Annotated in this window: 9 protein-coding genes and 4 tRNA genes; 6 read left to right on the forward strand and 7 right to left on the reverse strand. The window is 47.2% G+C overall.

From position 1 onward, the window contains the following. Nucleotides 1-186 precede the first annotated feature (186 nt). Nucleotides 187-1,425, forward strand: coding sequence for a 6-phosphofructokinase (locus KGMB01110_RS04790; protein ID WP_117889045.1), 1,239 nt, complete (start codon nucleotides 187-189; stop codon nucleotides 1,423-1,425). A 57-nt stretch (nucleotides 1,426-1,482) separates the two neighbouring features. On the opposite strand, the gene KGMB01110_RS04795 is transcribed toward KGMB01110_RS04790, so the two are convergent. Next, a tRNA-Arg gene (locus KGMB01110_RS04795) sits at nucleotides 1,483-1,556 on the reverse strand. An 80-nt stretch (nucleotides 1,557-1,636) separates the two neighbouring features. Further along, nucleotides 1,637-2,779, reverse strand: a complete 1,143-nt coding sequence (locus KGMB01110_RS04800; RefSeq protein WP_119297732.1) for a DUF4317 domain-containing protein — start codon at nucleotides 2,777-2,779, stop codon at nucleotides 1,637-1,639. A gap of 168 nt (nucleotides 2,780-2,947) precedes the next feature. Between KGMB01110_RS04800 and KGMB01110_RS04805 the strand changes: the two genes are divergently transcribed. The 5 genes from KGMB01110_RS04805 (at nucleotide 2,948) to KGMB01110_RS15800 (ending at nucleotide 6,288) form a co-directional block, all read left to right on the forward strand. Then, nucleotides 2,948-3,817, forward strand: a complete 870-nt coding sequence (locus KGMB01110_RS04805; RefSeq protein ID WP_119297733.1) for a pyridoxamine kinase — start codon at nucleotides 2,948-2,950, stop codon at nucleotides 3,815-3,817. Further along, nucleotides 3,814-4,353, forward strand: a complete 540-nt coding sequence (locus KGMB01110_RS04810; protein WP_119297734.1) for a TIGR04002 family protein — start codon at nucleotides 3,814-3,816, stop codon at nucleotides 4,351-4,353. The genes KGMB01110_RS04805 and KGMB01110_RS04810 overlap by 4 nt, the downstream gene beginning before the upstream one ends. A gap of 4 nt (nucleotides 4,354-4,357) precedes the next feature. Next, nucleotides 4,358-4,954, forward strand: coding sequence for a TIGR04100 family radical SAM protein (locus KGMB01110_RS04815; protein WP_117602620.1), 597 nt, complete (start codon nucleotides 4,358-4,360; stop codon nucleotides 4,952-4,954). 141 nt (nucleotides 4,955-5,095) lie between these two features. Next, nucleotides 5,096-5,992 carry an RluA family pseudouridine synthase gene (locus KGMB01110_RS04820; RefSeq protein WP_119297735.1) on the forward strand — a complete coding sequence of 299 codons (897 nt, stop codon included), beginning with the start codon at nucleotides 5,096-5,098 and terminating at the stop codon, nucleotides 5,990-5,992. Nucleotides 5,993-6,042: 50 nt separating this feature from the next. After that, the gene (locus KGMB01110_RS15800) at nucleotides 6,043-6,288 is read left to right on the forward strand and encodes a PD-(D/E)XK nuclease domain-containing protein (protein WP_243112675.1); all 246 of its coding nucleotides are present in this window, start codon (nucleotides 6,043-6,045) and stop codon (nucleotides 6,286-6,288) included. A gap of 124 nt (nucleotides 6,289-6,412) precedes the next feature. Here KGMB01110_RS15800 and KGMB01110_RS04830 read toward each other — a convergent pair whose 3' ends face one another. The 5 genes from KGMB01110_RS04830 to KGMB01110_RS04850 form a co-directional block, all read right to left on the reverse strand. Next, on the reverse strand, nucleotides 6,413-10,879 hold the full coding sequence (locus KGMB01110_RS04830; protein ID WP_119297737.1) for a DUF3783 domain-containing protein: 4,467 nt from the start codon (nucleotides 10,877-10,879) through the stop codon (nucleotides 6,413-6,415). A gap of 216 nt (nucleotides 10,880-11,095) precedes the next feature. Further along, nucleotides 11,096-11,713, reverse strand: a complete 618-nt coding sequence (locus tag KGMB01110_RS04835; RefSeq protein WP_119297738.1) for an HAD family hydrolase — start codon at nucleotides 11,711-11,713, stop codon at nucleotides 11,096-11,098. A 299-nt stretch (nucleotides 11,714-12,012) separates the two neighbouring features. After that, nucleotides 12,013-12,096: transfer RNA gene (locus KGMB01110_RS04840), tRNA-Leu, on the reverse strand. A gap of 4 nt (nucleotides 12,097-12,100) precedes the next feature. Further along, a tRNA-Val gene (locus tag KGMB01110_RS04845) sits at nucleotides 12,101-12,173 on the reverse strand. A 5-nt stretch (nucleotides 12,174-12,178) separates the two neighbouring features. Then, nucleotides 12,179-12,252, reverse strand: a tRNA-Asp gene (locus KGMB01110_RS04850). Nucleotides 12,253-12,283 lie beyond the last annotated feature (31 nt).

The raw sequence follows: 12,283 nt of genomic DNA on the forward strand, positions 1-12,283 counted from the left end.
TGTGCCGGAAGTCATACTGCCCCCTGCACATACTTTATATATCTTACCATCTTTTCCCTTATTCCGCAAGAATTCACGGCATTTCTTAGCATTTCTAAGAATTCCTTAATAAAAAGAGCGTAATTGTTTACATTGCACAATTTCTACCGTACAATAGAATTATCAAACTAATCGGAGGTGACTTCTATGAAAGGAAATGTAATCGTAGGACAGTCCGGCGGCCCGACTGCTGCCATCAATTCCAGTCTTGCCGGTGTATACCGCACCGCCATCGACCGTGGAGCAAAGAAAGTGTACGGAATGATCCACGGAATACAGGGACTGCTGCAGGAGCGCTATCTGGATCTGTCTCAATATATTACAAATGATCTGGATACCGAATTATTGAAGCGCACACCCGCCGCGTTTTTGGGATCCTGCCGCTATAAACTGCCGGAGATCCATGAAGATATGGAAGTCTACAAAAAGATTTTTGCAATCCTGGATAAACTGGAGATCGAAGCTTTCATCTATATCGGAGGAAACGACTCCATGGATACTATCAAAAAACTGTCCGACTATGCGATCATCACCGGACATCCTGCCCGTTTTATCGGCTGCCCGAAAACCATCGATAACGACCTGGCTCTGACTGACCACACGCCGGGATACGGAAGTGCCGCCAAATATATCGGTACTTCTGTCAAAGAGATCATCCGCGACGGCTACTGTCTGGAATACGAAAATGGCGTGGTAACGATTGTGGAAATCATGGGACGAAATGCCGGATGGCTGACCGGAGCCGCTGCCCTCGCCAAAGGGGAAGACTGTGACGGACCGGATATGATCTATCTGCCGGAGATTCCGTTCGATCTAGAAAAATTCACCCAGCGCGTCAAGAAATTGCTCCAGAAAAAGTCTTCCGTTGTGATTGCCGTTTCCGAAGGAATCCGGTTGAAAGACGGCCGTTATGTCTGCGAACTTGGCGACAGTATCGATTTCGTAGATGCTTTCGGACACAAGCAGTTATCCGGAACCGCCGGTTATCTTTCCAGCTTTATCGCAGGCGAAACCGGTAGCAAGACCCGTGCCATCGAGCTCAGCACTTTACAGCGTTCCGCTTCCCACCTGGCTTCCCGCGTGGATATTCTGGAAGCTTACCAGGTTGGTGGTGCCGCAGTGAAAGCTGCTGACGAAGGAGATTCCGGTAAAATGGTGGTATTGGTTCGACACTCTGATGATCCGTACCAGAGCGGAACCGAAGTGAAAGATGTACACAAGATCGCCAACGATGAAAAACTTGTGCCTAGAGAATGGGTAACGAAAGACGGTACGTATGTAACCGATGAATTTATCAACTATGTGCGACCGCTGATCCAGGGTGATGTTTCCCCGGTTATGGTGGACGGAATTCCGAGACATCTGTACCGGCCGCTGAATCTGTGAGATTTATGAAATGCACAAAAAGAGTCATTGCAATTCGCAATGACTCTTTTCATTCAGCGTGCGCGAGAAGATTCGAACTCCCGACCTTCTGGTCCGTAGCCAGACGCTCTATCCAGCTGAGCTACGCGCACATTCCACTGTTCTATTGTTCAACAGCAGAATTTATTTTATATGATATTATCGAAAATGTCAAGGGGCAATTTCAAACTTTTTACACATCCTCTTCCTGTCGCAGGGTCCACACATCCAGCCCGTTCACTTCCACATGGTCATCCACCGCAATCACCAGGCACTGTCTCCCATCGATCACACGCGTCTCCACCAGGTCGGTTCGTTCCGGATTCACTTTGATGGTGATATCTGGGGTATGAATCTCGAACTGACGGGTATTGGTGATGTTGGACGCAAGCAATGTGGTCTTTTCTCCCGCCACATGCTCATATTCTTCTTCAAACCGTTCCAAATTTTCTGAAGGCACACCGCTTTCTTCCAGCAGACGCTTCACGTCCGGTTTTGCAAGTGCCAGCGGTTCCGGGTCTTCTTTATTCGCCTCCAGCATTTCGTTCAGATTTTCATGGATATTTTTTACAATTTCATAGCTCCGGTCTTCTCCCAGCGTATCTGCAATCAGGGTCTGGAACACTTCCTTCTGATCTCCGGAAGAGAGCACCTGCTGACAGCCCAATACTTCTTCGATAAACGGCCACTGCAGCTCATCCGGTTTCTTAGAATAATAGAGGGCGCCGTGGATGTTGGTTCCACGCTCCTCAAACAGCGGGAATAAAAATCCCTTTACCGGAGCTGCCACCACCCAGTCCCGAACCCTGTCCTCGATGCTGTTGTGTTCCGCATTGTAGCTTAAGCCTGCTTTTGACAGGGACACCGGACAGATACTGCATAACATATATTCGTAGACTTCCTCGGATGCATCGAACATCTCCATTCCATCGGATGCTTTTCCGGGAATGTCATAATTCCCATGGATCAGAACAATATAGTAATTTTCCGGATAATCATAAAACTCGATCACCTTCCGGTAAAATTCTTCCAGTAGCATGTCATCTTCCAGTTTGCTCTTTAAAAGCTGCATCAGAAAATCATGCCGTCCGCCAGGCTTCTCTGCCTCCAGCGGGAACTCCATGGTCAGAAGATTTCGTCCCACTGTTCCGGACAGGGTTTTCTTGAAAATATCATAATATTTAAACGCTTCTTCCTCCGGCATGGACAGAAAAGCTTCCTTCGACAACAGTTTGATCTCTTTATCTCCATCTACATAACATCCGCAAATCCTTGTGATCGCACAGTTTTCCGGTGAAAACTGTCTGCGGATTTCTAATACGTCTTTTTTATTCATCTCATTTATCCTCCTGTTTTTTGCACTATTGATATTATACTAGATTCCGTTCTTTGAGCAAGAAAAAAAATAAACTGGCATGGTTATTTTTCTCAGAACTGGTCATTTTTGAATATCCACTTTTATGCTATCCTACCAGAAGCTAGCAAAAAGAAACGAGGAATCCTTATGACCAAGAAAATTGCAGTAATCAATGATTTATCCGGTTTCGGCCGTTGTTCTTTGGTGGCAGCTATTTCTGCGATCTCTGCGATGGGAAGTTCGCCCTGCCCTCTTCCGACCGCAGTTTTAAGTTCACAGACCGGCTACCCCAGCTATTTTTGTGATGATTATACCGATAAAATGACAATCTTTCAGCAGGAGTGGGAAAAACTTCAGGCACATTTTGACGGAATTTACACCGGATTTGTGGCAAGCGAAACCCAGATTCTTCATATTTTTGAATTTCTGGATCGTTTTCAGGGAGAGAACACGTTCCTTCTGGTGGATCCAGTCATGGGCGACAACGGTTGCTCCTACGACATGTTCACTCCCAGGCTTTGTGATTTGATGAAAGAGTTGGTGCTTCGCGCCGATTATATCACTCCGAATCTGACAGAGCTTTGCCTTCTTACAGATACGGATTACTCCACTTTCACTCAGATCGATGATCCATCTCTTTTGAGTGAACGGATCAAAGCCCTGGCACACACACTGATTGCCCATGGGCCACATACCGTGATTGTCACCGGAATTCATTTTAAAGATCCGGAAACCGGTATTGCACAGATGGGCAATCTTTCCATCACGAAAGAGCAATGCAAGATGCAGGCATTTCCTTATATCGGTGGAAGTTATTCCGGCACCGGGGATCTGTTTGCCTCCATCCTGACCGGTGGCATTGCCCGTGGGGATTCTCCCGACGATCTGGTGCGTCTTGCCGCTACTTTCATTGAAACTGCAATGAAAGACTCAGCCAGGGAACAGGTTCCCGCCAATGACGGCGTCAATTATGAACCTTATCTCTGGATGCTTACCAGAAAAGGAGACATATCATGAATAAAAGGCAGCAAACTTTAAGCCTTACCATGACCGGCGTTTTTGCCGCAATGATCACCATTATGACCGCATACATTTGCCATGTTCCATACGGTGCCAATGGCGGATATATCCATTTCGGCGATGCGCTGATCTATGTGGCAGCCGTATTTCTTCCACGTCCTTACGCAATGGCTGCGGCTGCAATCGGTGGTGGTATGGCGGATCTTCTGACCGCACCTTTGTGGGCACCTGCTACCATCATGATCAAAATGATCATTACCCTTCCATTCACCAGTAAAGAAGGACGGATCCTCTGCCCGCGCAACATCATCGCCCCGTTCCTGGCTGCACTGCTTTCCGCAACCGGATATTATCTGGCGCAGGGCATTTTATTCGGTTCCTTCGTCTCCGTACTGGCATCCTTTGCCGGAAGTGCCGTGCAGTCCGGCGGAAGCGCTATCATTTTCCTTGCCCTTGCAGTCGCACTCGACAAGGCGCACATGAAATCCCGGACCGAAGAATGGCTGGGATTACCAATCAGAAAGAAGGCTTAATCTCATGGCAGATATTTTATACACCTATAAGAATCAGGTTTACGCAAACATCACCAACAAATGTGACTGCAGTTGCAGGTTCTGTATCCGCAGTCACAAGGATCATGTGGGAGATTCTGAAACCCTCTGGCACAAACAGGATCCTTCTCTGGAAGAGATCAAAGCCGCTATGGATCAGTTTGATTTTACCGGATACACTGAACTGGTCTACTGCGGCTATGGAGAGCCTACCTGCGCTCTGGACAATCTGATTGAATCCGCAAAATACGCAAAGGAACGTTACGGAGTCTCGATCCGTGTCAACACCAACGGGCTTGCCAATCTTTATCACAAGCGAGATGTGATCCCGGAACTCGCCCAGGTCGTAGATTCCGTCTCTATCAGCCTGAACGCTCCTACGAAGGAAGCGTATCAGGATGTAACCCGGCCGGAATTTCCGGATGCCTTTGACTCTATGCTCTCTTTTGGTGTAGAATGTCAGAAAGCCATCCCTTCTGTAAAATTTACGGTTGTGGATGTTCTTTCCGACGAAGACATCAAAGCAAGTCAGGAACTGGCGGATCGCCTTCAGGTTCCGTTACGGGTTCGCAAATATTCCTGATTTTTCGAAAATCCAAAGATTTTCCATGTTGTAGCTGCTCTGATTCTTCCTATGGCAAATCGATGCTTCCGGGAATAATTTTCCCGAATGTTAAGAGTTCAAATTGAAAGATTAGACTGAAAGATCAAATTGGAGGATCCTATGAAACCGGCTACCCGCATTTTAACTTATTCTATCTCCGAACATGATGCACGCCTGCGAATTGAACAATTTCTTCGCAGGCGTGGTTTTTCCGGGCAAAATCTGACCGATCTCCGTAAAATACCGGGCAGTGTCTGTGTGAATCAGACGCCTTGTATTCTGAAAACCGTTCTGCAGCCCAAAGATATCCTCACGGTAACCATCACGACCACGTCCTCTTCTCCCAACATTTTACCGGTTCCGATTCCATTTGATCTGGTGTATGAAGACGAGGATCTGTTGGTCGTCAACAAACCGGCCGGCATGCCCGTCCATCCTTCCGCCAAAAATCATGACAACACTCTGGCAAATGCACTGGCCTGGTATTACCAGGAACAGGGACTTCCCTTTGTCTTCCACTGTACCAATCGACTGGATCGGGATACCTCCGGTCTGGTGCTCGTAGCCAGACATTCTTACAGCGCCACCCGGATTGCTCAGATGACCAAAAACCGGGAGATTCACCGGGAATATCGTGCCATCGTCCGCGGGATCCCCGCTCCTTCTGAAGGAACCATCGATGCACCTCTGGGGCGAAAGGCCGGTTCGATCATTGAACGCACCGTAGATTTTGAACAGGGCGAACCGGCGATCACTCATTATCAGGTTGTCGAAAGCAAAAACAGCCACAGTCTTCTGGCCTTACAACTGGAGACCGGACGCACCCACCAGATCCGAATCCATTTAAAACATCTGGGCTATCCACTGGTCGGAGACTATCTCTACAACCCGGATATGGAATTTATCAATCGGCAAGCACTTCACGCTTATCATCTGCGGTTTTCTCATCCGGTCACGGGAGAGAAGATGGAGTTCACTGCGCCGCTTCCGGAGGATATGAAGGCAATCCTTGTATAGTAAATACGCTCTGAATCTCTTTAACCGCATAAATAATATTCCAAAAAAGGTTGCAACGGGAACATCCCTTTTTCGTCAATATAATTTCTCCTGTAAAAAGCTGCCCCCTGCAATTAGCAGGTCGGCAGCTTTACTTCTATTCACTACGGGATCAGTACCGTATTGTCTCCAACCGGGAAAGCGGACGCGGGCGCTACGATATCGCCATGTACCCATTAAGTGAAAATATGGATGGATTTCTTATGGAATTCAAAGTCCGAAATGCATCCAAAGAAAAAGATCTGATAATGACCTGATCGCCTCAGGTATTCCTAAAGACCACATTTATAAGCTTGGGATCGCTTTTGACGGGAAAGATGTATGTATCAGAACTTCCTTATAAATGCAGGGTTATAGGACAAAATGTGTCGATGAAAACCATTATCCTCTTCTCCGTTTCTTTCCCGCACCCAATGCAACTGCGCCACTTAACGCCAGCATTACAAGATACAAGGTTGCAGGACTTTCATCTCCAGTTTTCGGATTGGATGTTTTCTTCTTTCCTTTCTGCTTTTCCGCAGATGCTTTTAGTTCCTGCTTCTGATCTTCTGCACCTAGTTTCGCAGCCGTTCCCGGAGTCGGATCCGGCGTTGGAACAGGATTTGGTTCCGGTGTAGGGGTCGGTTCCGGAGATGGTGTCGGATCTTCCTTGTTTTCCTCTACCTTTGCTGTCAGAACTGCACGGTCACTGCGTCCCACAGGACTGATTGCTTCTACTTTCACCGTGTATTCTTTGCCTTCTTCCAGATCGTTCATCTCTGCCCGGAACGTATTTCCATCTACTTCCAGTTCTTTCACCAGTGTATTTCCTTCATATACACGGACCACATAGCTTTCCGGAAGCATCTGATTTTCTGTCTCTTCCGGTTTTTCCCACTGTACAAGAAGGCTTCCTTTTCCGGAGGTCACTGTCACCAGCGGAGCATCCGGAACACTCAACTGTGCTTTCAGCGTTCCATAATAATTCTCTCCACCGATTTCTACCGTTTCTCCCTGTAACAGGTCTGCTGATACCTGATCGATGATGGCTGTTGTCTCACCGGTCCGCCACTTATATGTATAAGTTCCGTTTCCTGCCCGCCTTACATCTTTTACTGACGCCTCAAGACGATAGGTTCCATTTTCATTCTTCGTTACACTGATCACGGCAGTTCCTGTGATTTCTTCTTTTCCTGTAACAGACAGATACAAAGTTTTCAGGGTTTCATAGGAAGTCTCCAGTTCTTCTGCTGTCGGCTCTTCCCTTCGAAGCAGTCCGTCTGCCTCTTTGATTGCCTGTTGGAAAGCGTCCCAGTCTTTCTGTCCCTGATAATCTGCTGCATCCAGCGCATTGGCTTTATTTACCAGACTGTTCAGAGCGATCAGCCACTGGAAGACCTCGTGTTCATTCTGGATTTCTTCAATCAGTTCATGGAATTCTGCGTCCCGATTGTATTCCGTTACAACCGCCTTATGATCGATCCGCAGGCCATTTGCCTGCATTTCATCCAGGAAACGATCCAGCAAGGATTCCGGAAGATTGCAAAGCAACATAAATTCCGTATCAAAAGAATCTCCATCCCAGGTCTGGTCTGCTTTTTCATAACCATCCAGTCCTGCCAGATAACCTACGGTTTCATTTAATTCACTGTTTTTCAAGGTTTCCGTCGGAATTCCGAGATGTTCCAGAATCGTTCTGACCCGATTGCCTCTGGAAGAATCCTCACTCAGATTGTACAGCACGACTTTATATGCCGGTGCCTCCTCTCCTGCTGCCAGTATCGGTACGGAGGCGGAGACATAATCTACTTCTTCGCCTTCCCATTCCGTATGCGGCAATCTCAGTTTGATGATCAGCCGGTCGCCGGGATTCATTGTGACTCCGGTACTGACCGGAACGGTAATCTTTCCGTTTGTTTCCATGCCCAGCCGACTGTTCACCTGACCGATTCGTCTTACATTGTTCGGATTTTCCCAGAGTTCTTTCTCTTCAAATTCCTGGTCCGTGTAAGCGGCTGAGAACTGGTAAATCGTTACATCACAGTAAAATTCATCCCCCAGACTGAGATACTCCTCTGCATACTGGATCGTCACCGGAATCTCTGTTGCATTTGCCGACACCGCACTGACATCAAATGCTGCATACGGGGTTCCCCAGTCCGGAGAAGGCTGTATGGTCACTTCATCAGAACGTCCTTCTACACTGTCTGCCGTCAGTACCAGAAGAAGCTTCGCTCCTTCTTTCAGTTTATTCGCTCCAAAATATAACGTCTGATTACTTGTGCTCTTATAGATTTTCCCACTGGTAAGTGCCGTTGCCGTATCCGTATCAAACGCATCTCCGGTAAACTGATACAGCACGTAGGACGCATCCTTTGTGTCGCTGTCGATCGTCATGGATGCCTGAATATGGGTAATTCCTGCTGTCACTTTCTCTGTCAGGATCTTTGCCTGCGGTTTCACTTTCTCCGGAATCGCACTGATCACAACACTGTTAGAGACTACTTCTGTCCCATCTGAAAGTTCCAATTCTGCGGTCAGGTTCTTTCCTGCTTCCAGTTTTCCCGCACCAAAACTGATCTTCTGGCTGGAATCTTTGGAAGAAACCGCCTCATAATAAATTCGATCAACTTCGGTATAGGCATCTCCCTCATGGCAATATAATGCAAGTTTTCCGGTCAGGCTTTCATCATATTCCGCCTGTACCCAGACATCACTTCTGTCTGCGCGCACATTACTGGTCACGATTTCCACGGAAGCATCTTTTTTCACTGCATCACCAATAATCGGTACTTCCGCAGCTTCTTTCGTGTAAATACGATCAGTGTCTGCATCATATTTATACAGGTAAGCCAGTACCGTCTCGCCCACATTCAGTTTGGTCTGATTAAATGTCACCGGATAGGTTCCCTCTCCCGTGAAACTTACCGTCGCCAGTTTCGTTCTGGAATCCCGGTCGTCTCCTGCTTTTCCCGTTGCCAGGAACAAATATCCGCCCTTGAAATCCTCACAGCCTTTCACGATTACCGTTGCTGTTTTGGACTCTACCGTAAAGGAGGTCTCTTCGACATTCACACTGTCTTCTTCCACCACCGGAATCGCCTGGCTTGTAAAGGTTTTATTTCCATTGTCATAAGTCAGTACCAGACATATCTTATCTCCTGCACTCAGACTTCCCGCCGTCAGATCAAAACTGATTTCTCCCGGTGTCTGTCCGAATTTTCTCGCAATCGGATTGGCAGTGTCCGGTGTACCGTCCTCTTTCATTTTACAAAGGCTTACAATATTGATATTTGCATCCTCCGCCACCGATACTGCCTGAATCTGAAATCTAACTGCAGTACTTTCTGTTGTCAGCACATCAGAAGTCGTTATCACAAACGGTACGGATTGTTGCACACTGACCGGTACGCTCTGTGCGGAAATATCTCCGCCCTTTTGCAAAAATGCAACGACCTTATCTCCCGCTGACAACACTCCTGTATTGGGTGTGATTGTGTAAGTTCCTGCACTGACGTCAAACTTTGATGCAACCCAGGTTCCGCCGGTCATGGCAAATTCCAGGGTATCTGCCGGATAACTTTTCACCAGGATCATGGAGCCTTCCGGCACGGTTCCCGCCACTTTTACCGTAAAATCCTGATCTTCTGTCACAACACCGTCTACTGCGATTGTCGGAGTTTCTTCCACCGTTTTGGCAACGACGCCAACGGAATCATCCGGGCGATGGAAGGATTCCTCGTAATCATTTCCTTTTGGAAGAAACAGTTCTTCATTCTGCGTCCAGTAGACCACTGCACGCACACGATATCCCGCCTTCACCGGTTCACTTAGCGTCACTTCTTTTCCGGAAAATGCTTCCGCACATTTCAGATTGCTTACCAGAGAAATCTGATTTTCACCCTCAAAATCAAAGCTTTCGCCCTCCGGATACTGTGCCACTGCGCAGGTAATCGAGATTTTATCCTCCTGTGCCGCCTGGAACAGTCGTTCATCTCCCGTCAGTGTCAGATGCACCGTCGTTGCGCCTTCTTCCAGACTGCTTTCATCAATTTTCACATCCGGATAGGTATAGTCTTTGAAGCCTTCTCCATTTTCATCTACCACCTGAATCGGCTGAGAATTCACCGGACGATAATTATCCTCTCCCACCGGTACATTCAGGCAGGCAATCACATTATATCCCATCTGTAAGGTCTGATTAAAATTACAGGTCACAGTCCCTGTCATTACCCTTCCGGACCATAACCGCTTATTGTAGGTTGCATCCGGATCGAAGGATGTATTGGAAGAATAGGCATACAGCGTCATGTAACATCCGTCTGTCAGGCTGTCTGCCAGTTTGACTTCCACATCCACCGAAGTATCTTCGACTTTAAAATTCTCCGTCCGCAAAAGTTTTGCAGAGCAGGCTGCCAGAATTTCATCCGCAGTCGGCTTCGATGCATCCGCTGCTTTTGTCACCGTAACCGCATTGGAGACATAATCGGTCGTCTCTTCACCGCTGGCATCACGCATGACTGCCAGAATTTTACTTCCCTCTGTCGGTTTTGCTGTAAGATTCAACGTATTTTCTCCGCTCTGAAGATTTGTAAGGACTGCAAAGCATAAACTGGTATAGTTATTTAACTTTGCCTCCTCATAAGTCTCCCCGGAATCCAACTGGATTATCCGCAGAATCCCCGCTGATGGCAGATTTGCAATCTGCACTTTGACACTGGTAGTGTCTGTGGTAATCGCATCTTCCGCAATTGTAATTTGACTCTGATCCTCAGAGACTGCTGCCTGTGCCGTAAATCCCGGTAACGTCAGCATCATCACCATTGCCAGAAGCAATGCCACACTTCTTTTCCATGTTTTCAGAAACATTTTCTTCCTCCCTTCGTGTCCCTGCACGTTTTTCTCGCCCCAATTTGTATTAGAAACAGCTAACCATCTTTTCCGAATTACCGTCCGAAGTTTATACCCGTCACCAGAACGTCAGGACCTTAATCGAACTTGAATTTCGGCTCGTCACAAAACTAAAAGAGGTTAGCTTAAGCTAACCTCTTTTAGTTTACCATAGACCTTATTTTCCGTTCAATCTCATTCTTCTAACAGAGAATTTATCTCATTAGGATCATCCAACAGATACTTGCACTCGATCGAGCGATCCGTAGTTCCCCAGCCCGCCAGCACAAAATCAACGCCTGCGTCTTTTGCACAGGAACTATCGTATTTGCTGTCGCCCACATACAGGACATCCGCCGCCTGTGTCCCTGCTTTTTCCATATATTTCAAAAGTGGATCTCCAAAAGGCTTGTGCTTCTCGGTATCGTCGGCACAGATCACAATGTCAAAATAGTCATTTAATCCAAACATCGTAAAATCCTGTTCAAATTCTTTCCGATTCTTAGAGGTTACGATTCCAAGCCGACAGCCTTTTTCTTTTAACACTTCTAAAATCTCCCGGATTCCGGGGAACAATTCAATCTCATCTTTAAACGAACGCATATGCCGGTTCCAGATCTCCAGTGCCGAAAGTTCTATCTTCATCTGTTTCAATGCATCCGCTCCCGGAATTCCGAATGCAAACCGAAGTTCTTCCCACGGAATATCTTTCCCGGTCACTTCCTTAATCGTCCTTTGAAATGAAACCAGATCCGGCTTCTCTGTATCCGTCATCGTTCCGTCTATGTCAAACACTACATGACTGTATCTCATAGATTGTTCCTCCTGCTTTTCTTTGGCACAGTTTTTATTCTTCTGACTTTCCCATCTTTTTCTATAAGAACAGCTTCATTTTATCTTATCTTCCCTGTCTCTACAACCCCTGTTTTATTTCTCTTTTTATTCCTGCCATCTTATCCCTGATGCTTCCTGTATTCTTTCGGTCCATCGGATACGGTCGCACCAGTCTGTTCGCCGGATTCCGGTTCCGTACCGGTTAGAAAAACGTGCGTCGTAACTCAAAAAATCCGAATCTTCCTCTTCTCGAGAAACATTCGGATTTTCTTTGTTCATGCGGGTAGCCGGACTTGAACCGGCACGGGATTTCTCCCGAGAGATTTTAAGTCTCTTGTGTCTGCCTATTCCACCATACCCGCACAGTGGGACCTACAGGGCTCGAACCTGTGACCCTCTGCTTGTAAGGCAGATGCTCTCCCAGCTGAGCTAAGATCCCACAAACGACCCAGAAGAGACTCGAACTCTCGACCTCCGCCGTGACAGGGCGGCGCTCTAACCAACTGAGCCACTGGGCCATATATTTAATCATAGATACATCTGGCAACC

Origin of the sequence: Mediterraneibacter butyricigenes (assembly GCF_003574295.1) — a bacterium.
Classification (GTDB): Bacteria; Bacillota; Clostridia; order Lachnospirales; family Lachnospiraceae; genus Mediterraneibacter_A; species Mediterraneibacter_A butyricigenes.